This window comes from Rhodanobacter sp. AS-Z3, from assembly GCF_029224025.1.
In the GTDB taxonomy this organism is placed as follows: domain Bacteria; phylum Pseudomonadota; class Gammaproteobacteria; order Xanthomonadales; family Rhodanobacteraceae; genus Rhodanobacter.
This window is the reverse complement of the sequence record NZ_CP119392.1, coordinates 2,470,381-2,493,817: the sequence shown is the minus strand read 5'-3', so window position 1 is coordinate 2,493,817 and position 23,437 is coordinate 2,470,381. Positions and strand designations below refer to the sequence as shown.

9 protein-coding genes are annotated in these 23,437 nt (G+C 56.5%); 1 reads left to right on the top strand and 8 read right to left on the bottom strand.

What is annotated here, in order from left to right:
* Window positions 1-64: 64 nt before the first annotated feature.
* Complete coding sequence (locus tag PY254_RS11040; protein ID WP_281012097.1) at window positions 65-5,956, bottom strand: anti-phage protein ProA; 5,892 nt, start codon at window positions 5,954-5,956, stop codon at window positions 65-67.
* A gap of 256 nt (window positions 5,957-6,212) precedes the next feature.
* On the opposite strand from PY254_RS11040, the gene PY254_RS11035 reads away from it, so the two are divergent.
* Entirely contained in the window at window positions 6,213-6,404 is a 192-nt protein-coding gene (locus tag PY254_RS11035; protein ID WP_281012095.1) for a hypothetical protein, read from the top strand.
* Window positions 6,405-6,582: 178 nt separating this feature from the next.
* Here PY254_RS11035 and PY254_RS11030 read toward each other — a convergent pair whose 3' ends face one another.
* The 7 genes from PY254_RS11030 to PY254_RS11000 form a co-directional block, all read right to left on the bottom strand.
* Window positions 6,583-7,815: a glycosyltransferase family 4 protein gene (locus tag PY254_RS11030; RefSeq protein ID WP_281012094.1), complete on the bottom strand. Its 1,233-nt coding sequence runs from the start codon at window positions 7,813-7,815 to the stop codon at window positions 6,583-6,585.
* Between the two features lie 117 nt (window positions 7,816-7,932).
* Window positions 7,933-9,375 carry a TolC family protein gene (locus PY254_RS11025; RefSeq protein WP_281012093.1) on the bottom strand — a complete coding sequence of 481 codons (1,443 nt, stop codon included), beginning with the start codon at window positions 9,373-9,375 and terminating at the stop codon, window positions 7,933-7,935.
* Window positions 9,365-10,786, bottom strand: coding sequence for an HlyD family type I secretion periplasmic adaptor subunit (locus PY254_RS11020; RefSeq protein ID WP_281012092.1), 1,422 nt, complete (start codon window positions 10,784-10,786; stop codon window positions 9,365-9,367). Before PY254_RS11020 ends, PY254_RS11025 begins: the two co-directional genes overlap by 11 nt.
* Entirely contained in the window at window positions 10,783-12,936 is a 2,154-nt protein-coding gene (locus PY254_RS11015) for a type I secretion system permease/ATPase (protein WP_281012091.1), read from the bottom strand. Before PY254_RS11015 ends, PY254_RS11020 begins: the two co-directional genes overlap by 4 nt.
* Before the next feature lie 117 nt (window positions 12,937-13,053).
* The gene (locus PY254_RS11010) at window positions 13,054-14,325 is read right to left on the bottom strand and encodes a glycosyltransferase (protein WP_281012090.1); all 1,272 of its coding nucleotides are present in this window, start codon (window positions 14,323-14,325) and stop codon (window positions 13,054-13,056) included.
* A 172-nt stretch (window positions 14,326-14,497) separates the two neighbouring features.
* The gene (locus PY254_RS11005; protein ID WP_281012089.1) at window positions 14,498-22,915 is read right to left on the bottom strand and encodes a calcium-binding protein; all 8,418 of its coding nucleotides are present in this window, start codon (window positions 22,913-22,915) and stop codon (window positions 14,498-14,500) included.
* Window positions 22,912-23,409, bottom strand: coding sequence for a hypothetical protein (locus PY254_RS11000; RefSeq protein WP_281012088.1), 498 nt, complete (start codon window positions 23,407-23,409; stop codon window positions 22,912-22,914). Before PY254_RS11000 ends, PY254_RS11005 begins: the two co-directional genes overlap by 4 nt.
* Window positions 23,410-23,437 lie beyond the last annotated feature (28 nt).

The following is a 23,437-nucleotide window of genomic DNA, read 5'->3' as shown; positions in this document are numbered from 1 at the left end:
CGAAGGTGCGCAGGTGGCTTGCGTTTTGCACTAATCACTGACTTCCACCATGTTGGTGAACTGCCTAGGACTCAGGCCCTGCTCCGAGGATTCTGAGGAGCCGGTCTTTTGCCGAAGCCGAGAGCCTGCGAACTCCGAAAGTCCTCGCGATATCAACCACTGCATCATCGCTCTGGATAGACTGTGCGGCAGCCATGATTTCCTCGGGAGCAAGTTCCTCGATAGAGCGGACATCTTCCTCCCGCTCCGGAACCCGATACGCGCACCAACGCCCAGGATCATCCGCAGCCAGCCACACGAAATGCCCACGTTCCGGCTCTGGATCGAGTTGAAAGTGATATCGGCGCTCGGCGATGTCGAGGACACGCTCACGAATCAGACGACCAGATCGCCTGAATCCATGCGCTCGAGCCACGCGGTCGACGAGAACCTTGTCAAGAATCGGCGCTTCTTGTTCCAGAACTTCCTGGATGCATTTTTCAAGCGTGTCATCGTAGGATGCGTCTTGGAAGCTCTCCGGACGCAGTGACGTTTCCAGATGAGAGAGGTCAGTCACGCGGTAGATACGCTTCGTTGGTTCTCCACTGATGCTGCTTGGACCACTTGCAACCAAACGCAAAGGTTCTGGCCCTTGGCTCTCGCCTTCCGTCGAAACTACCGGAACAGGCTCAACAATATCTCCTCCATCTGAGTCGGGCTCGTCGTCCCTCGCTGCAATGGCCTCGCCTTCGGCTTTAACCGACTCGACGGCGGCTGCCGTTTCGATCTCCTGAGTCTTCCGCAATTCCGCCGCGTCGGCACGTTGGCTCTCGAGCAATGCGCTGATGGCTTCATGTAGTCGCTGAAGCGCTCCGTCGCGGTCAACCCACCATTCTGTCGACCAAACGCGCACCAACTGCCAGCCGAGGCCGCGCAGAATCTCGGCTCGAACCTTGTCGCGATCGCGTGCGGTGGCCGCACTGTGATACGTCGCCCCGTCGCATTCGACGCCGACCAAGTAGTCACCCGGACGATCGGGATGGACGACGCCCAGATCGATTCGAAAACGCGACACACCAATCTGCGGGTGGGTCTCCCAGCCCTTCGCACGCAGCCCTTCCGCAACGAACTGCTCAAACGGCGAGTCGTGGTCACCAATGGAACCGTGCACCGCCGCAGAGAGTGCCTTGGGGCCGTGCTGCGCAAACTCGATGAAATGCCGCAGATCTTGTACCGCCCGTGCCGAAGTGCGATTGAGGTCAATCATCGAAGGATCGAACGACGTGAAGACCATCATCTCGCGACGTGCTCGCGTAACGGCGACGTTCAAGCGACGCCAACCACATTCCCGATTGAGCGGTCCAAAGTTCATGGACATGACGTTCGAACTTGGTTCGGTGGGACCATAGCCGATACCCAGGATAATCAAATCTCGTTCGTCTCCCTGCATGGTCTCCAGATTCTTGACCACGACAGGCTCACTTAGATCATCTTTGAAGAACGGTTCGATTGACTGATGCTCGCGCCGTGCCTGATCGAGAAGATCTTCCACCAGCTTTTGCTGCTCGGCGTTGAGCGTAATGATGCCAATAGATTGTCTTGATGCGATGAACTGTGGGTCGATCAAGCGCCTTACTACTTCGGCCACGATCGCCTGGGCCTCCAGAGGATTACGACGCCCGCCCTTACCCCTCGCATAGATGCCATCAACCTTCCGCCACGTCACCGTGCTCGGGCGTGTATCGGCCGCCGGAAACGTGATCAGGCTGCCGCCGTAATAGCGGTAGTTTGAGAACGTAATCAGGCTTTCGTGTCGACTACGATAGTGCCAGCTCAAACTGTGCTGCGGCACACCTGCACCGATGCACTCGTCAAGGATGCTCTCCATATCTTCGTCGGTGTCGTCGTCACCATCGTCAGTGCCACGATTGAAAAAACTCGTTGGGGGCATTTGCCGCGGATCACCGGCGATAACGACTTGCTTTCCTCGTGCGATGGAGCCCACCGCATCCCAAGGCGCAATTTGCGAGGCCTCATCAAAAATAACGAGATCGAACAGTTCGTGGTCGGCCGGCAGGTACTGGGCGATTGATAGCGGACTCATCAGCATGCACGGCGCCAGAACCGTGAAATCTAGGCCCATCTCCTGAGCCAACTGACGTACCGGCTTGTGACGGCGTTGCTTTTGCAACTCATGCTTGAGTACGCCAAAGCCGCTGCGCTTGGTAACGCCGTTCTTATCCGGAATGTTGCCCGAGAGCTTGGCGCGGATGTACGCGGAAGTAAGCTCACCCAACTGGTCAACTGCTGTTTGGTACGCGGCAATATCGCTCTGTTGTTCGGCCGGGACAAAGTTGCATAGGAGTGGCTCAGCGTCGATCGCCTTGGCAGCAAACCAGCGCGCATATGCCACCTCTAGAGTGTCGGCGACCGAGCCAACAGGGAGCGTGCCCTGCTCTACCGCATCAACCAAAGGCTGGAGCCCGCACGCAACTGCCTCTCGGCGTACGCGCCGCCAACTACACCAGGCATTCAGTGCCTTTTCGTTTTCGACGACCGCTTGCGCATTGGCATAGAGCTCGGGAACTTGCCTGTTGAGATCGACTTCAGCTCCGGCAGCCTTGCCAAACTGCTCGGTCGCTTCGAATAGCGCCTTGTGGCGACTTGTGAGCTGTCCAACGGCACCCGCGATAGGACCATTAGGATCCAGCAAGTCATTGCCGTCGATCACCAGCTTTTGCATCTCGTGGCGGAGCTTAATCAGCTGCTCAGGTGAACTGGCCAGCGGAATCAAATTTGCACGAAGGCTCTCAGCCAACCTAGTGGTGAATGCCATACGCGTGACATTGCTGCTCAACGCAGACCATCCGGGAACCTCGCGCAGATCGCCGTCCAACTGATCAATCTTGGCAACCAGAGCCCGCATCTCGGCGAGCAGAGGAAGGTCGTCCCCTACGCTAGGCAGAGCAGCCGTTCCCACGTTGCCAGCGAGCGACTTGGCTACACCCTTCTTTGCCAACGTGGCAAGGAACCAAAACTTCCCGGATGCGTCGGTCCAGTTACGTCGCAACGTGTCAATATCAATACGACGAACCGCCTCTGGCGCATAAGTCTGAGACAAGCGGTTTTCCAGCGCCTTATAGTCCTTGAGCAGAGACATGGCGCGCTGAGCTGAAGCACTGATCGCTTTCAGTTCTGGTGAGAACGCAAAGCGCAGATCCACCCCGTATGCGTCGGGAAGGAGCCGAGACACCCCGAGAAGCTTGGCAGCCATAGGGGCCGAACTGCCTACCGACAGCCCAGTGTTCCGAACGACCTGTGCACACGCCTCATCGCAGGCATTGAGGGTCGTGAGTACCTGACGAGCTGCTCCTACCACGGTCTCCTGCCAAGCGTTGGACCACTCGGTCCGAGTCAAGAGCGTCATCCGTGCGCCGACATCTTGGGCAGCCGATCGGTTTAGATCCAACCGCCGGGCAACATCCCGCAAATGTTGCATCTGGGTGGCGTCATGCTCCGTCCCATCCAGCCAGGAAAGCCGAGGCGTCAGTGCGACCACATCTTTCACCACACGGCCAATGGCCTCATGGACTGACCAACCGTTGGGCCAGCGTTCGTGGAGTACTTTCACGACTTCGTTGAGTCGATCACGGAGCGATCTGACCTTTTGGGCCTGCGCATTCCACTCCGCCTCGGTCAGTGTGTCGCGCGATGTCCATGCACGATCCAACTGCTCGAGCACGTGCATTTTGGAGGACTTGCTCGAATGCAGCTCCAGGCAAAACTGGCCGATGCCTTTGTCTTCAAGTCGTCGCTTCACAACGTCCAAGGCAGCCATCTTCTCAGCCACGAACAGCACACGGCGTCCAAGCGCGAGGTTGTGAGCAATCATATTGGCGATGGTTTGCGACTTGCCGGTGCCCGGTGGTCCATCCAACACGAAACTGTGACCCGTGGCGGAAGCGACTACGGCGGCCAATTGCGATGAATCAGCCGGAAGTGGCGTAAACAGTTCGCGAGGATCGATGACGGCATCGAGTTTCGTGGGCTCTGGAAACTCACCCACCGATTCAAGCGAGGAGTCACCAAGCTTGTGGTGCAGCAAATGCCGCACGACGTCGTTTTCCATCAATCGATCTGATCGATCGATCAGATCGCGCCACATTAAGTATTTCGCGAAGGAAAATGTCCCCAGCACAACATCAGTGGTGACCTCGAAGCCCGGGATATCACGCACGGCGCGACGTACGATGTTCCAGATACCCTCGACATCGATACCACTCTCGTCCGCTGGCAGGTCGCCGCTCAGGCCTGGGATAGTGAGCTGGAAGTCGTGGCGAAGAAGTTCCAGAAGCGTCAGATTGAACCGAGGCTCATCATCCAGCATGGTCATCTTCACGCCGGATAGCACACTGCGCCGCTCCAACTTGACCGGAAGCAGGATCAGGGGGGCACAGTAGCTTTTCGGATCATCCTCGGCCTTTTTCCAGCGCAAAAAACCCACGGCAAGAAATAGCGTGTTGGAGCCACCCTCCTCCATATCTGAGCGAGCTTTGCGATAAAGATCAATCAGTGCCGCGTCGAGCTTGCCCTTCTCCATCCGTGAGAGCACCTCGTTGCGCACCAAGGCCTGACGGGCAGATTCTTCCTCTAGGCTTTCGCGGTTACGTTTCTCGTATATCTCGCTGTCACGCCCGCCCACTTCGAGATCCGGCATGCTGACTATGCGCACACTCTTGTCCGCCGACAGTATGTCTTCAAGTGCCGCCGGGTCCGGACACGTCAGGCGGATCGCCTTGGCGCTATCAGGCAAATGAAGTAGGCGGTTCCGCGTAGTCAGATCGAGTAGTTTGCGCTGCCACAGTTCCAGCTTGTCGGTCGGCGTGAGAGGCTCATCCTCGACGTCAGTGTCAAAGCCAGGCAGCGAGGGAGCGGCTTCTAAAGCCTCGTTGACCGTTGGAGCTTCTTCGTCTTGCGCATGGGCCGTGGTCGGAGCGGGCACCGTCAGCGGGCGCAGTTTCTGAATGCGAGCGCGACGCACGTCAACTGCGATCACAAAGTCTTCGTCAGTCAACTGGCGCTTGGCAACGTCCACTGCATGGCTGAATCCCGGAGCTGGCGATTGCGTGGCCAAGGTCGTCTCAAACACCAAAAGCTCCTGCAGTTCAATGCGCTTGCGAACTGAAGAGGCGTCCTCAGTTAGTACCTGTGCAAACTCCTGCGGCTGAAGCCAGACTCCTGCGAATGCATGGCCTTTGGTCAATAAAAGAACGGGATTGAGGCCGGCCTGTTCCAAGGCTGCAGCAAACAAAAGAGCAGTATCCAAGCAGGTGCCTACACCTCCTTCCAGAATCTGTGAAGGAGACCGAATTTTTTGCCCCTGCTGCTCGAAGCTCGCCGGTGGGACCACATAGCTGATTTGGTACCCGCAGACGGCAGACCAAACAGCCGAGGCCAGTTCCCAAGATCGTTGACGGGATCCCGCCTTATAACCATCTATACCATCTGGCCGCCCTGCCCTGCGCAGGGTATCCGACGACTTCTTGAGAACCTTGTCGACGGCAGGATCGTTCGGCATACAGAAAGCAGCCAGAAGTTCGGGCATGGCTCCCGCACCTCCCCACTCATTTCGCGCGAGTAGTTCGACAGGAAACCTGTGTTCCGCGACAACGCCAGCGTCCGATCGCAAGCGAAGCTGCACTGCAGCCTGCATACTTTCGGTCAAGTCAGCTAGGTAGCCATCCTTCAGCTCTACATCGCGATCAGGAATTGCTATTGAGGAATCAGGCCCCAACCTGTCGATTCGCCAAATCTTTGTCTTGGCAAACGGTAAGCTCGGCTCAAGCTCCAGAACCAGGTGGTCAAGTCCTTCGACGTCATCATTGATGATGGTCAGTTGTCGAAGAAGCGGCACGGCATTCTGATGTGACGCCAACCCGAGCTTGGCGGTGATCACACCTTCGATTGAAATTCCCATTTCCCCTGCCCTTTGAGCACCCTTCAGCTTCGAATCATAGGGCGCTAGGGCGGAAGTTTCGAATGGGCCATTCCCAGAGACACAATCTTGATCTCGGGGGACTGCGCGCTACTCGCGAGCTGAATGGTTCTTGCCACACCCCAGACATCGTCGATATGGCCCCCAGCGCCCCTCCCGTTCTCTCCCCAGCAAGCATCCACAGATCCAGCAATCCTCTGTCTTGCCGAGTCGCCAACGCCATAGAAGGATGCCTTGAATGGCGAAGATGACTACGCCGAAGCAGGCCCCCGCCATGGCGATCAGAAACGGCACGTCCGATGGAGCAGCTTGCCCGCCCATCATTGCCGGGATCGTTAAGATAGTGGAAGCAATGAAGGATATTGGGATCGACGCAACCACTGGGACTAAACACCAAGCCAACATTCGCACGCACATCCGGTCGGCGTAAGACATGACACCTCCTTCATTGGTTCGCAAAGGTTGTCACTGTCTAATCTCATCGGCTGAGACGCCCCCACATAGTGGCTTGGCTGATCGAGCCTCGAGTCAAACAGCGGTGCTGTTCTACCCTCGATAACCCGATCTAATCGTCCTGCACCATGCACAACCAGGCAGCGCATTGGGTGTCAGAGGGCAGACTCGATCAAGGCCTGTTGTCTCGGTAGACAGATGGTTTTCAGATCATAGCGATCGACGATCGTCTGACGCGCCCGTTCACGCACCGCCCCCATCTTGGTGGACTCATGACAGACCGTTTGGACCGCCTCGACAAGTTGCTGGGATGAGAAGAAATCGATCAGCAATCCGTTGATGCCATGAGCGATTACTTCTTCGACCGGCGGTGTGCGTGAGCCAATCAGCACGCAGCCCGCTGCCATCGCTTCCATCATCGACCAAGACAGGACGAACGGATAAGTAAGGTATACATGTGCCGTGGATACCTGCAGCACACGCAGGTAGGTCGCATAGGGCACCTTGCCCACGAAATGCACACGACTGGTGTCAAACTTTCCGTCAATTTCCGCCAGATATTTTTCACGGTAGGTACCTGTCGCCAACCTGCGTCCGTATGAAACGTCGTTTCCGCCCACGATGATCACGTGCGCCGCTGGACGAGCATCCAAAAGCTCCGGCAATGCACGCATGAACGTATGGAAACCACGGTACGGTTCCAAATTTCGACTCACGAAGGTAATGACTTCGTTCTGACGGGTGAGTCGCAGATTTTTCTTGGGAAACTGAACAAACGCTTCCGCGTCGGGCTTAACGGTCGTCGTGTCCACGCCGTCATGGACCACGGTAATCTTCGACTGACACATCAGCGGGAAACGGGTCTTTTGCCACACCGTCGGAGCGATACCAACGTCAGCTTGCTCCAAAGCCATTAGGTGATGGAGATTCCGTGTTCGCAGCCGGAGCACCTCATCGGCGGTATTGGGAAACTCCGGATCGAAATCGAAGTCCTGTCCTGTCGTGTTGTAATAGAACTCACAAAAATGCAGCAGTAGGGCCTTCGGGAAGACATCTTTAAGGAACAAGGTTTCGCCCCAGCCTGGATGGGCGTAGACCACATCCGGGTAGAACCCGGCCTTCTTGAGCCGCAACAGAACGTTGAGCACCGTATGACCGCGCTGCACTGCCGCCTCAGTAGTTCGCAGCATCGGCAAGGTGGTCGATCTTGTTGCAGGTGGCGTTTCATACCCGACCAAACGAACACCGGAAATAGGTTGGCGGAAGTTCTCACGCAGTCGGCGCATTTCGCCGAGACCCACGACTTGGCAATCGGCGCGCTGTCCGTAGTGAGCAAGTAGATGCCGGTACTGGCCCGGCAGGTTCTGATGGATCAACAATAGGCGCATGGCGACTCATCAAATATGGTTGCGGCATGCCACCCGGTCGTCGCTAACACCCCATATTCACATCGATATGTCTGCATGAAGGCGAAGACTTTTTGAAAGCGGACATGCGCCACCGTATCAACGACCATTGACGTCCCCCCACCCCAACTTTCCGAGCGAGGAGGCCAGAGCCAGGCGGTCATATCGCCATGCTGTCAACGCCTCGACTCGTTGCTGCCTTGCTTGTGCAAGCGCCGTCTGGGTGCTTAGCAGCTCAAGGATGGTGCCCACCCCGGAACCATATCGTCGTTGTGCCGATTGCCAGGCCAGCGTGGCAACATGTTGCGACAGGGCGCTGGTCGTCAGATTCTGCGTGTCAGTTTGCAGGGTTTGATAGCTCGTCCAAACCTGCAGTGCGACGTGCTGTCGCGCTTTGTCCAGCGCAACCGCTTGCTGGTCCATCTGCGCCTCGGCCTGCCGTACCTGATACGTGGTCGCAAAACCGGAAAAAATGGGGACGTTGACTTGGACTCCGATATAGCCGTCATGACCGGTAGCCGGAAAGTGCGGCTGACCCAAGCCCAGTTGCACGGGATTGTTATTCTGACTGTATTGCGCAACCAGTTTGATCGTGGGGCGTCCCTGGGCCTTCGCCTGGGTCACGCCTACCTGGGCGGCCCGCAATTCGTTCGCAGCCGCCGCGACGGCAGGGTGCGAGCTCACGGCTTGGGCCATGAGCTGCGTCACCGAACTCTGAAATGCTTCACTAGGTTGCACCGTATCGTCTAGAGGGACCAACGTCAGCGGCGTATCGGGTGAGAGTGCCATGGCGTTAGCCAGATTACCTTGCGCCACTAGTGCTTGGCCCCGATCACGGGTTTGCGAAACCCGCGCCTGCTCATAGGCGCTTTGCGCCTGATACTCCTCAGTGATGGGGCCCACGCCACGTCCAACCCGCTCTTCAGCAGCGGTCACACCGCTCCACGCAGCAGCGACAATCGCATCGTCAGCGTGCAGTTGCTCACGGGCGGCCTGCGCCGCGTAATATGCTTTGGCGGCATCAGCAAACGTCTGTTGCAGCACCGCGTCAGCACTGGCTTGTGCTGCGCTCAGGAGCGCTTCGGCATGGTTCAACGCGGCGCGACGTTCGCCGAAGTCATACAGTATCCAACCGAACGTCAGGTTGCCCGAGTGCACCCCGGTCGAATAATTGGAGCTAAGTGGTGCATGGTCGCGAACATTCGTCAGACTGTTCTCATGCACCCATTGGCCGGTAGCCGATAGCGTCGGCAAATAGGCGGCCTTACTTATGCCCACAGCCGCCGTTTGCTCTTCGATGATCGTCCACGCATCGCGCGTATCGGGGTTGGCACATAACGCTCGCTCGACCGTTTCCGGCAGCGTCAAGGGCACCGTGGGCGCGCCGAACACACACGCCATATGCTCACCCAGCAGCGCACTGCCGGCGTTGGCCGGAACCTCGTGGCGGGTATGAAATGGGTCGGTCGCCCATGCGGCGCTAACTCCCAGCCAAGCCATCCCCATCGCGCACGCGAGGCGAGCACGCCACCTAGCGTTCATGCAGGCTTTCCTGCGCATTTTGCAGCAACGGACCGAGGAAATAACTGATCACGCGCCGTCGCCCGGTCGTGATCTCCGCGCTGACTGCCATGCCCGGGGTCAAGTCGATCCATCGCTCGTCAATGCGCATATGGTTGCTGGACAAACGCACGTACGCCACGAATACCGAGCCCCGCTTATTGTCCTTGGCGGCATCATTGGCGAGCTCCACAACGGTTCCCGTCAAGTAGCCGTAATGGGTATACGGAAACGCGGCCACCTTCACCACCACGGTTTGCCCCTTATGCACGAACCCCACATCACGGTTCTCGATGGTGGCTTTGACTCGCAAAGTGTCCTTGGGCACGATTTCCATGAGTGCTTGCGCCGTGGTAACGACTCCACCCAGCGTATGTATGGCAAGTTGCTGAACTGTCCCCGCCTCAGGAGCCTTGAGCGTCAGCAGAGCCTGTCGCGTGGAGGTCTTGGATTCCTCGTTCCCGCTGGCGGTGAAATCTTGCGTAACTTTGTCCAGTTCAAGTCGCTCATCACGCAAAAAACCTGATGTAACACCTGCCAGATCAGCCTTCTGCTGACGGATGGTCGCCATCAACAGCAGCGCGTGGCTGCGCTGCGCCGCCAACTCGTGAATTTGGTTTTGCGCTGTCTGCTCGCGCTCCAGATAATCCATCTGCGCCACATCTTTCTTTGCCAGCAAGGCCCGATAGGCGTCCGCTTCCTGTTCGGCCAACGGTGCCGTCGCCTCTAGCTTGGCGATCTCTTGCCCCGTGCTCGCCAGATCGGCCTGTCTGGCGCTGAGTTCGTCGCGCGCGCCCTGACGTTTGTCGACATAAGCCTGCCAGGTCTGGGCGGCCAGATCAGCGGCCTGCTGCTGATCCAGAACAGATGCCTCTGCAACGCGCGAGATCGACGGCAATCGGTCGGTGGCCACAGCCGACAGCAGCGCCTGCACGCGTGCCATGGCCAGCGCGGCATGGACGCGATGATCGTGCGCGGTGGAGGTGTCTGCTGCAGCCTGTCGTGTATCCAAATCCACCAAGGCTTGTCCGAGCACGACTTGCTGACCATCGTGAACATGAATAGCGCGCACCACTCCAGTGATGGCTGGCTGCACGACCTTGACGTTGCTGTCCGGTATCAGCTCGCCGTTTGCAACCACCACGATATCGAGCTTGCCCAACATGGCGATCAACAGGGTCAATAGGACCAGAGTAACGATGATCCGTATCGTCCAGCGCGGTGCGGGATGCAGCGGCGTTTCCATCAACTCCAAATGAGCAGGAAGAAACTCGGCCTCATGGATCTCCCGCGACGACGGTGCGTGCGCATCCCGTTCAGCCCATGCCGCCCGGAATACCTCTCCATAGTGTCGCCACAAATCGCTGGCGGCGCCCTCGAACCATCGGTTCATGTCAACACCGTCGATTGCATGCCTACCAAGTGGGCGTAGTAGCCAGAACGCGCCAAGAGTTCAGAGTGCGTGCCCCGTTCAACTATGCGCCCTTCGTCCATTGCCAGGATCTGATGAGCGTGTCGAACCGCGCTAAGGCGATGAGCAATGATGATCACCGTGCGGCCCGCACAGATAGCAGCCATGTTGTGCTGAATCACCTGCTCGGTCTCAACATCGAGCGAGCTGGTGGCCTCGTCGAAAATCAGGATACGTGGCTGAGTCAGCAATGCCCGCGCAATGGCCAGGCGCTGACGCTGACCACCTGAAAGGTTGCCCCCGTTTTCTTCGACGCGCGTGTCATAACCCTCCGGCAGCGCCGTAATGAACTCGTGGGCGCCCGCCAACGTGGCCACGTCAATCACCGCCGCAAGAGGAGCAGATGGATCGGTCAAGGCAATGTTCTCGCGGATCGAGCGGTTGAACAGCCGGTTCTCCTGTTGCACCACGCCGATCTGTCGACGCAGCCACGCCGGATCCGCGACGTTGAGATCGATACCGTCCACGCGCATAGTTCCGCGCTCGGGGAGGTACAGACGCTGCAGCAGCTTCGCCAGCGTGCTCTTGCCTGAGCCCGACCGGCCTACGATGCCAATGATCTGGCCAGGACGGATTTGGAGATTGATATCTTTGAGCACTTCCGGCCCATCGGGACGGTAACGAAAGGACACCTGCTCGAAAACGACGTCACCGCGCACCGCAGGCAGCGATTGTTTTTGCGAACAAAGCTCCGTGCGCACGTTGAGTACATCGCCAAGCCGATCCATAGAAATCGTCACTTGCTGAAAGTCTTGCCACAGTTGGGCCAGGCGCAGCACCGGCGCAGCAACGCGTTGCGCCATCATGTTGAACGCAATCAATTCGCCCACGGTGAGACGACCACCAATCACCAGGCGAGCCCCGAAGAACAAGGTACCCACCGTCACTAGTTTGCCCACCCACTGGATTAGTTGCTGGCCGACATTGCCCACGTTGCTCGCGCGAAAACCGGCCGAAACGTAACCGGCCAACTGCGTGTCCCATCGACGCACGAAATGCGGCTCGACCGCCATCGTTTTGACTGTCTCCATGCCAGCCACCGATTCGACCAGAAACGCCTGGTTATCGGCACCACGCATGAATTTCTCATTGAGTCGATGGCGCAAGACAGGCACCAACGCGACCGAGATCAGTGCGTACAGAGGTAGCGATAAGGCCACCATCAGCGTGAGCCAGACGCTGTACAGGCACATCACCCCGAGAAAGATAAACGAAAAGAAGACATCGATAACGGCGGTCAGACCTTGACCGGTAAGAAAGGAACGAATGTTCTCCAGTTCACGCACCCGAGCAACGGTGTCGCCCACGCGGCGCGCACCAAAATACGGCAAGGGTAGCGCCACCAGGTGGCGGAACAAACGCGAGCCCAATTCCACATCAATCCGATTGGTCGTGTGCGCGAACACGTAGTTGCGCAAGCCCGTCAGCAGGACTTCGAACAGGCCGCTCACCACCAGCGCAAGACAAACCACCAACAGCGTCGACTCGGCGCGGTTGGTAAGCACTTTGTCCATGACCACCTGGAACATCAACGGTGTGACCAAACCGAACAGTTGCAGAATCGCCGAGACGCCCAAGACCCCGAGCAAGATGCGCCGATACTTAACTATGGCGGGAATGAACCAGGAAAAGTCAAAACGGGCCAGTTCTCCGGCGAGCGACGCGCGTGAGGCGAACAGAAGCACGCGGCCGGTGGAGCGTGCCATCACATCATCGAGCGACTGAACCGTGGGTGCGCGCCCATCCGCTTCTTGTATCAGCGCGGTACTGTCCTTGGTCGCGGCAATAACAAAGTGGCGTCCCTCCACGTCCATGACCAAGGCCGGGAGTGGCAAGCGGTCGATTCGACCGGCCTGCAAGCGCACGGCGCGGCAACGAAGTCCCAGAGATCGTGCGGCAAGCACGAGGTCGCCTTCCTGAAACACGCCGCCTTGCAGCGCCGCCGCGTGGCGCAGTTGGGCCGGTTCAGCCGGGATGCTGTGAAAGCCAGCAATCAGTACCAACAGCGACAGGCCCGCGTCGCTTAGTGTCTCAGGATGCTCGATGGCCCCATTCGCTCCGAGCATCGTCATGTACGTGTCCAGATTGACGAGGAAAGCGCTACCGCCGCGGTGGCCAACCCAGGCCCAACGTGGGGAAAATGACGCGGTCTTGTGCATCCCTTCATGAACTTCTATTCCTTCAAATCATCAAGCGTTGGCGCGAACAGTAGCGTTGGCATCCGATTCCGGAAACAACAAGGCCAACTGCCGCCTCAAGCAGTCGTTGCGAAGATCAAAACGTTGGGTGACCGTTTCCATGGCGGCTTGGCGAATCGACCCCAACTCGTCGAAGTCACGGCACGCGCGACACACGGCTTCCCCCAACTCTTGGGGTGAGAAGAAGTCCACCAAGAAGCCATTGACCCCGTCAACGATGACCTCTTGTACAGGAGGCGTACTCGATCCCACGACCACAGCACCAACCGCCATCGCCTCCAGCATCGACCACGACAGCACAAAGGGGTAGGTCAGGTAGACGTGCACGCGCGATACCTGAAGTATTCGCAAATATTGTTCGTAGGGCACACGACCGAGGAAATGCACTCGCGAGAGATCAAGCCTTGCGCCCAGTTCGGCGAGCATCATTTCCCGATACGTACGGCTCCCCGGAAGCTTGCTGCTGTAGGAGACCTCGTCTCCGCCAACGATCAGTACTTGCGCATCCGGTAGTGCGGAGAGAATTCCCGGCAACGCTCGCATGAACACGTGGAAACCCCGATAGGGTTCCAGGTTGCGACTGACATAAGTGATGACCGGCACATTTCGGTCCAAGACTAGCCCCGACTGAGGCAGCGTCAGTCGTACCGTTGGATCGGGCTTAACGACATCAACGTCGATACCGTCGTGAATGACTGTGATGTGCTTTCTCAGCAGCTCAGGGTAGCGCGATCGCTGCCACTGAGTGGGACTGATGCAGGCATCGGAATCCACCAGACTGACCAGTTGCGTCATGTTGTCGGTCCGAACCCGATAGACGTCCATCGCTTGCGGCTGGAATTCCGGGTCGAAATTCAGGTCCTGCCCATCGCGATTGAAGTAAAACTCACCGTAATTGACGATCCGCGCCGCGGGGAACACATCCCGGACATGCAGCATGTCACCCCACCCCGGATGACCGTAGATCACGTCCGGCCGAAAGCCAGTGTCACGTATGTTCTGAAGACACAGGGCCACGGCACGCCCACGACGCATGGCGTTCGTGGTCGTCCACAACTCCGACGGAACTTGCTCGCGTGGGATGTCGGTCAAGTCGTAGACGTGAAAGGTCACCCCGTGCATGGCGCGAGGGAAGTTGGCCAGAACACGCTGCTTCTCACCGACGACGACGACTTCAAACTCCGAACTTTCAGCGCAATACGCCATCAGGTGCCTGAACTGTCCGGGCATATTTTGATGAATGAAGATCACTCTCTGCGGCATGAGCTACCAAGATCCTTTTTCTCGCAACGAAACGAACATTCCTTGGACGCGGATGGAATGACTGGCGCAAGAACATGACTCAGACGAACGGGGGGCTCGATGCTGGTATCCGTAGCACTGGATCGAGGCCTGCCCGTCTGCATCCTCTACCGAATGCATACATCAGCCACTGTTAAGCGGCCGCGTGAAGCATCACGTCCGAGGCGACCTGCGGAATCACCGTCGTGGTCATGCCGCCACCTCCCTTACCAGTACCCGTATAGCTTGCCATCGCATGGATCAAGGGATTGATCTGGATAGCAGTCGCGCTATCCGCGGAAGTCAGCGGGACCGATGAAGTTTTCGTGGCTGACGCACTTTCCTTCTGGATCAACTGGCTGCGCGTCAATGACGTGCCATCGGCCAAGTGCACCGTCGCGACACCATGGGTGCTCGACGACGACATAGTGATCAAGGTAACTTGGTCCCCCGTCACGCCATCAGTGAGTACGAGATTGTTCCCACTTTTCTTGACCTTGAGTGTCGATGCCGTAATCCCGGCACCCAGTTGCAAGACCGGCGTCTGACCGCTGGTGAAGGTCTCATTGACCACCAATTGTCCGTAGCCGGAATTGAAGACGAACGTGTCGTTGCCGCCCCCGCCGACCACCGAATCATTGCCACCTCTGCCGTCGATCACATCGGCACCCGAGGTGCCAGTAATCGTGTCGTTGCCTGTCGTCCCGGTCAATTCCATCAGGATCAGCTGGGCACGCGTCAGTGTTGTGCCATCGGCCAAGTGCACCGTGGCGACGCCATGTGTGCTGGACGATGACATCGTGTCCAGCGTGATCTGATCACCGGTAATGCCATCGGTCAGCAGCAGATTGTTTCCACTCTTTACAACATGCAGTGTCGACGCGGTGATTCCGGAACCCAATTGCAGTACAGGCGTTTGACCGGTGGTAAAGCTCTCATTGATTTCCAGATGGCCGTAGCCGGAATTGAAGACGAACGTGTCGTTGCCACCCCCGCCGACCACCGAATCATTGCCGCCCATCCCGTCGATCAGATTTGCACCCGAGGTGCCAGTGATCGTATCACTGCCGACTGTCCCGCTCATTTCCATCTGGATCAACTGGCTGCGCGTGAATACCGTGCCATCGGCCAACGTCACCGTCGCGACCCCATGGGTAGCGCTCGACCACATCGCATCCAGGGTGATCTGATCACCACTGACACTGTCCACCAATATCAAATTATTGCTACTTTCCGTGACGTGCAACGCTGATGCCGTGATGCCGGCACCCAGTTGTAACACCGGCATTTGACCACTGGTAAAGAGCTCGTTGATCTCCAAATGGCCGTAACCAGAATTGAAGACAAAGGTATCGCTGCCGCCGCCACCGATCACCGAATCATTGCCCCCGCTGCCGTCGATCAGATCGGCGTCCGAATTACCCGTCAGCACATCGTTGCCTGCGGTTCCGACAAAATCATGCGCGATCTGAATCAATTGTGCCGTGTTCAAGGTCGACCCATCGGCAAACTGCACCAATGCAACGCCGTCACTATCGGATGAGACTTGGTTGTCCAAGGTCATCTGATCACCACTGACACCATCTGTCAGCACCAGATTGGCACCGGACACTGTCACCTGTAATGCCGACGCCGTAATCCCTGTGCCGAGCTGCAAGATCGGTTGCTGACCACTGGTATACGGCTCGTTTATCTCTAGATCACCGTAGCCCGAGTTGAAGACGAACGTGTCGTTGCCGCCATTGCCCATAATGGAGTCGTTGCCACCCTTGCCGTCAATCAAATCGGCTCCAGAGGTGCCGATCAACGTGTCGTTGCCCGTCGTTCCACGAATTTCTTTCGAGAGCTGGGTCAATTGCGCCGCCGTCAAGCTCGTCCCATCGGCAAATTGCACCAATGTAACGCCAGCACTGCCAGAAGAGTTCTGGTTATCCAATGTGACCTGATCACCGCTGACGCCATCGGTCAGCACCAGATGGGCGCCGTTCGCTGTCACTTCCAACGTTGACGCCGCAATCCCCGCACCGAGCCGCAGGATGGGCTGCTGACTACTGGTATACGTCTCGTTGATCTCCAGGTTACCATAGCCTGCGTTGAAGACGAACGTATCGCTGCCGCCATTGCCGATGACGGAATCGTTGCCGCCCTTACCGTCAATCCAGTCGGCCCCAGGGGTGCCCGTCAGTATGTCGTTGCCCGTTGTCCCTGCGATTTCTTGCGAGATCTGGATCAATTGCGCCGCTGTCACGCTTGTCCCGTCGGCAAACTGCACCAGTGCAACACCATCGGTGCTGGAGGAGTTCTGGTTGTCCAGCGTGATCTGATCACCGCTGACACCATCGGTCAGCACCAGATTTACGCCCGCCACAGTCACACGCAACGCAGACGCAGTGATCCCTGCGCCAAGCTGCAGGACCGGTTGCTGACCACTGGTATTTGCCTCGTTGATCTCCAACTCACCGTAGCCCGAGTTGAAGACGAACGTGTCATTACCACCACCACCATAAATGGAATCGTCGCCACCCTTAGCGTCAAAACGTTCAGCAGCGCCAGTACCTGAGAGCGTATCGTTCCCCGTCGTTCCGGTTTCCATCGCCTGGATTATCTGAGGCTCACTCCAAGTCACTCCATCGGAGAAATTCACTGTAATATTTTGGTAGTTGAAATAGTTATCAAGGTAAACCTGACTACCGGTTGACTTATTCATCAGAATCAGACCACCACCGTTACGGCCCTCCGCCGCAACGTCATTGCTGGTGATGCCGTCTTCATAAAAAATCTGAATGAAGCCAGTTGTATTATTCTCACTAATCCATTGATCAGATGAACCGACCCCCTCCCGATAAACCTCTTGACCCATATAAATATTATTATATTCGCCGTTAACTTCACTAACCAGCTGAGACATCGGAAGCGTCGTTCCATTCGAAAAATGCACGACACCGCCAGCGCCGAAGTTATCATAGACATGATCCAAACGAATGACATCACCGGGCGTACCGTCCGTCAGAATCAAGTCGGAGCCATTGTCACTATGGCTGATGTATGCCTGCAGGTTCGATGACGTAATTCCGGAACCAAGGTTCAGTGTGTATCCATACTCCGTCCCCACTTCCAACGCACCGTATCCCTGATTAAAAACGAAGGTATCAGCACCTCCATTTCCAAGCACAAAGTCGTTACCACCTTTGCCGTCGAACGTGTCGGCGTTCCCTGTTCCCACGAGGTAGTCACTACCAGGCGTACCATCCAAGTTGCTTGCCAATTGCGTGAGTTCGCTGTGCGTCAAGGAGGAGCCGTCAGCAAATTGGACGCTCACGCCCCACGCCGTAGAACTGGGGTAGCCCCTTTGATTAGGTGATTGGATACTGACTTGATCACCTGCCGTTCCATCGTTCAGGATGAGATCCCCAAACTCGTTTGCGGTCACCTTCAGCATCGCAGAGGTTATGCTAGGCCCCAATTTCAATACAGCTTGATTTGGACTGTTTCCGGTGATGGCTTCAACTTCATTAATCGCGAGCTTTCCATATCCCGCATTGAACACGAAAGTGTCATTGCCACCGTTGCCAATCACGGAATCGTTACCACCCTTTCCGTCGAGAAGATCAGCACCCGATGTGCCGTAGATCGTATCGTCAGCCGTCGTCCCGGTCATCTCCGTCTGCACTAGTTGCGCGGCCGTCAATGTCGTCCCGTCAGCCAGCTGTACCACCCCAACGCCATGGCTGCTGCTGTTCCACATATTGTCCAACTTAACTTGATCGCCACTTACTCCATCGGTTAGCAAGAGGTTGGTGCCATCCGAAATCACGTGCAATGCGGCCGCCGTGATCCCCACACCCAATTGCAGCACGGGCTGTTGGCCGCTGGTGTAACTCTCGTAAATCTCCAGATCACCATAACCGGCATTGAACACGAACGTGTCGTTGCCACCGTTTCCGTCAATCGAGTCGTTGCCTCCCTTGCCGTCAAGCAAGTCGGCACTGGAAGTGCCGTTCAGCGTATCGTCGCCGATCGTCCCCGTCATTCCCATCTGGACGAGTTGCGCGCGCGTTAGCGTCGTTCCGTCAGCCAGCTGCACGGCCGACACGCCATAGCTGCTGCTCAACATCCCATCCAACTTGATCTGATCTCCACTGACGCCATCGGTCAGAAACAAGGCGTTCTGGAACGATGAAACATGCAGTGCCGCAACAGTGATCCCTTCACCCAGCTCCAAGATCGGCGCCTGGGTTCCTGAGTACTGCTCATTGACCTCCAGATTGCCGTAACCACTATTGAAGACAAAGGTGTCGCTCCCACCATTGCCGACGATCAGATCCTTGCCGCCATTGCCGTCAATCAAGTCAGCGCCTGAAGTGCCACGCAGAGTATCGTTACCTGTTGTTCCGGTCATCTCCATCTGCATCAGCTGCGCCGCCGTCAGGCTGGTGCCATCCGCCAATTGCAGTGTCGCAACACCAGCACCACTGGTCGACCACATCTTATCGAGGGTGATCTGGTCGCCGCTAACGCCGTCGGTCAGCACCAGATTGATTCCATCGGTCATCACCTTCAACGCCGACGCGGTGATACCTGCTCCCAACTGCAACACGGGTGACTGCCCGGCCGTATTGATATCGCTGATTTCTAGTTGACCGTAACCCGACTCGAACACAAAGGTGTCATTGCCACCCTCACCATATTCGATATCGCCGCCACCTTTGCCATCGATCAGATCCGCACCCGATGTACCGTAGATTGTGTCGCTACCAGTCGTACCGGTCGTCCCACTCTGCAACAGCTGTGCAGCGACTAAGTTGGTACCGTCGGCGAACTGGACGACGGCCACGCCATCAGTACTAGACGATGCCATGCCATCCAAGGTGATCTGGTCGCCGCTGACGCCGTCAGTCAGCACCAGATTGGCTCCATCGATTGTTACTTTCAGTGCAGATGCGGTGATCCCAGCCCCCAGTTGCAACACGGGCTGTTGACCACTGGAATAGGTCTCGTTGATTGTGAGCTTCCCATACCCGGCATTGAATACGAACGTATCATTACCGCCATCACCCACTGCCGTATCGTTTCCGCCGTCACCGTCGAAATAGTTCGTACCCGCGGTACCCACCAGCGAGTCGTTTCCGGTCGTTCCGTTGATGGCAACGCCCTTCTGCAAAACCTGCAACTGAGTCAGGGACGTACCATCGGCGAACGAGAAGGTCGCGATCTGATGCTGACTGATCTGCGAAGTCACGAAGCCAGCCAAGGTCAACGTCGAACCGGACAACGCCCCGAAGCCGACTGCCAAAGCGTTCGTGGTCGAGTTGTAGCTGTAAGTCAAACCCGATGAGCTGATACCCGTACCAAACTTCAGTACATCAGCACCTGCCATCGTGGTGTTTTCGCTGATCGTGTCTGACCCGTTCCCCAAGTCGTACACATAGGTTTGTTGCCCGGTGCCACCCAGGATTTGCGCCGAGCCCGGACCGCCTTCAATGGTGTCAGAACCACTGCCACCGTGGATTTGATCGAACCCAGCGCCTGCGTAGACCGTGGCACTTCCACTACCCGCGATAACGACAACGGGTGCGGCTGCTGTACCACCGGCACCTGCATTGATTACGGACGAGAAGGGGCCACCAACGCCAAGGCCACCATAATAGTTGTCGCTGCCCGTGGTCCCATCAGACTGAGTCCACGCATCTCCCGTGAGCACTCCGCTGGCGCCGTAACTGTCCGTAATACTATTGCCCTGCCCATCACTGTAGGAGATCGTTTCGCTATCATCACTGTTGACCGTAGTGACAACGCTGGAGTTGTCGTAGTAATTGGTACTGGTGGTGACCGTAGCATTGGTCACATTTTCTATGTCGGTGTTGCTGCTGCTCCAGACTATACCGGTTAGCACGCTTTGGGCGTTGTAGTTGGCGGTACTGGTGTTACCCAGTCCATCCGCGTTAAAGGCACTATAACTGCCATCAGCGTTGGTCGTTTTGCCGTCGCTAGAACCAAAGGCAGTAACGAACGAGCTAGAACTGGAGCCACCAGCATTGGTGGCGTACGTGCCCGAGCTGCCATTGGCATTTTCCCAACTGTCGCCGGAGGCTCCGCCGACCATGGTGCTGAACGTGCCGGTATCGCCTAGTCCATCGTTGCACACAACGCTTTGGCTGCCGCCGGTATACATCGTCTCGATGATGCTGGATCCGTCATAACTGTTGGAAGTAGTAATGACCACATCACCCTCGGCATTGCTACCAGTTGTGGTGGTTACGTCACTATTGCCACTGCTCCATTCAACACCCGTCAATTCGCCTTGAGAGTTGTAAGAGAATTCGCTGGTATTGCTTGCTGCATCCTTGATGTAAGTTTTCGAGCTGCCATCGGCATTGTAAACGTCTTCACCGCTACCGCCGTCGGCCTTGGTCCATACATCGCTGGTTTCGTTGCCGCTGGCGTCAAAGAATTCGTTACTGACATTACCATTTCCATCACTATAGACCGTATACGAACTACCATCGGAAGCGTAATTGATATCCTCTTGGGACCCATCCGCGTTGCGCGTGACGAAACCATGCGACCCGGTCGATGCGTTACTATAATCGCCGCCGGCTTCCTGCCCTAACGGATTCATGTAGATCGTCCAGGCATTGCCTTGCGAATCAGTAAAGTGGGCCGTTGAGGCATTATCGCCGCTAGTCCATGTCTCGCCATCCGAAAACGTGCCTGTCCACCCCGAAGTAGGGGAGTCATTGCTTGTGGTGTGATAACTGCCGGTAAGCCCGCCACCGCCACCGAACTGCCAAGCGGTAGTATCACCTGAAGAGTTTTCGAAATAGACGGTGTAAGTATTGTCCGCGTTGACGACGTCGCCAAAACTGGATCCATCGGGATCGATCACCAGGCCCGCCGCAACGGTATGCTGATTAGCCACACTACCGTCGCTGTTGTAATCCGTAGCGACGACATTGCCATTGGATAGGTAATCGTAGTCCGAACTCTTGCTTCCACCGGAATTGAAAAGCGTAATGTCATAGCTGCCCGTGGCTTTATGCCAGATATCCGTGCTGGTCTTCTGTCCACTTATGTTCGTATTGGTGATGGTGATGTCACCCTGCGCCCCGAGGGTTACGGTGCCTCCACTACCGTCCGCATTGCTGAAGGTGCCAGAGCCCGAGACGTCGGAGTCAAAGGTATCCGAACCACTCGCCCCATCCGTGTCAGTCCACTGATCCGAAAGCAGCGTTCCCTGCTTATCGATGTGGGTGGTGGTACTTCCGTTCTTTTCTGCCGTGGCCCGCCAGATGCTGCCATCCACCGCAGTGTCATCGGTGATTGCCACACCGCTGGCGTTTAGGACGATCGTCCCCTTCGTAAGGTTGGTGTTGGCCCATGCCGCATAGATGCCCGCATCTGTAGTACTAACCCAGGTATCGCCGATCCAGTTGCCCGCCGCGTTGTAGTTGTTGGTGGTCTTCGAGTCTCCATCCGTGACCATGGCAGTAGTGGCTATGGCCAGATCGTTGGATGCTGTCGCAGCCACGCCGCTTTGGGCAGTCTGGTCTCCGGCGGCGCTGTAGTTGGTAGCCAGGGTTTGATCTTGAGAATTTGAGCTGACATTCTCGTAACTGCCATCAGGGTTCTGGACGACTGTCGACGCTGATAACGGGATCGGATAAGGGGCGGTGCTATTCGGGAACTTGGTCAATCCATCCTGATACACCGTTACCGAGCCCGATGTGCCATCGGAGTGCACCCAGGTCGAACGAGTTTCGATGCCATTCTGGGTGAGGTAGTCGGTGGTCACATTTCCGTGGCCATCGTCAGTGACAGTGGCAGAGGTACCGTTGGCGTAAGTAATCTTGCTGGTAATCGAGCCATCAGCATTCAGCGTATCGGTTTCGGTCGTCTGATTGGCAGACGTCCACGAATCGCTATTGACTAGACCATTGGCGCCGGATTGGTACGTGGCTTGAGAGCCATCGGACTGAGTCACCGTACCCGAGCCCATGGTGACACCAGGATCAACGCTGACGGTTGGGGTAATAATTACAGGCTGCGGATTGGACTGAGATTCGGAAGCAGCATTCTGCTGGCCCTCTTGCGAATCCTCTTCTGCTGACAAATGAACTGACCATGCCCCCACCGCCCATGCAGCCGCCTTGATAGTAAGGCCAACTGCCTCGACAGGAGGGTCAACGACCCCAGCAATTGCGACCAGGCTTCCGTCCATGTCAAGCACGTCGCTTAACATTCCAAGAATATCTGACGGTTTTAAGTTATCCACACTACCCGCGTCGTGGAATTTAACCACAAGATCGCCCACATCGCCGGGTATCGATGCAAATGCAAGGAGACGACCGAAGAGTTTACCGAAAACACTATCGGCCCCGTGAACTTCATTGATCAGTTCAGAAGCATCGCGAACGACTTTATAGGTATCATCCCATAACTGCCTAGGCCCCTTTTCACTTACAATATCCCCGGCCATAGCCACCGAGTCCAAAGTGAGTCCGGCAATCGCTGAAACAATTCCTCCCTTTCCATGTTCGGAGGCAAAGTCTTCCAACCATGTCAGAGCGCTCATGCCGTCTTATTCCGATTGAGATAAATGATGGTACCGCCTACGACAAAGAATGGAATAATCGAAGAAAACCATAAAAACATAGAAATGTTCTCATCCCTCCATGAATTCATTACTTGGATAGGTGTCTGACTAAATATCTTTGCGTCCGAAGATTTGATATTCATCACCATCGGAATATGACCGTATAGTGTTTTTAAATTTACGAACTGCACGGTAACTGAGGCCCGCTGCGGCAATCCACGCGTATCGTTCATGCAACTATAATAACTTATGGCGCCGCCACTACAATAGAATTTTTTACCATTAATCCAAGTCATTCTACCCGAGCGACCAGCATCACGATATGTGTAAGTACCCGACAGCTCTAATGGATTACTAAGAATCTCAATGGTCGGCCCCGGAAGTAGATAAGAAACGATCAACGCCTGGATACCAAAGGAAGCAACAAAAGAGATGACTCCTAAAAGAATATAGTTGGGTGCTGAAGATCTCATGAGTTGCATCCTCCGAGCATCTTTTCCA

Bases quoted from the DNA above. Each gene is read 5' to 3' on its own strand.
- PY254_RS11040 (WP_281012097.1), bottom strand. From the start codon at position 5,956: ATGGGAATTTCAATCGAAGGTGTGATCACCGCCAAGCTCGGGTTGGCG.
- PY254_RS11035 (WP_281012095.1), top strand. From the start codon at position 6,213: ATGGCGAAGATGACTACGCCGAAGCAGGCCCCCGCCATGGCGATCAGA.
- PY254_RS11030 (WP_281012094.1), bottom strand. From the start codon at position 7,815: ATGCGCCTATTGTTGATCCATCAGAACCTGCCGGGCCAGTACCGGCAT.
- PY254_RS11025 (WP_281012093.1), bottom strand. From the start codon at position 9,375: ATGAACGCTAGGTGGCGTGCTCGCCTCGCGTGCGCGATGGGGATGGCT.
- PY254_RS11020 (WP_281012092.1), bottom strand. From the start codon at position 10,786: ATGAACCGATGGTTCGAGGGCGCCGCCAGCGATTTGTGGCGACACTAT.
- PY254_RS11015 (WP_281012091.1), bottom strand. From the start codon at position 12,936: ATGACGATGCTCGGAGCGAATGGGGCCATCGAGCATCCTGAGACACTA.
- PY254_RS11010 (WP_281012090.1), bottom strand. From the start codon at position 14,325: ATGCCGCAGAGAGTGATCTTCATTCATCAAAATATGCCCGGACAGTTC.
- PY254_RS11005 (WP_281012089.1), bottom strand. From the start codon at position 22,915: ATGAGCGCTCTGACATGGTTGGAAGACTTTGCCTCCGAACATGGAAAG.
- PY254_RS11000 (WP_281012088.1), bottom strand. From the start codon at position 23,409: ATGAGATCTTCAGCACCCAACTATATTCTTTTAGGAGTCATCTCTTTT.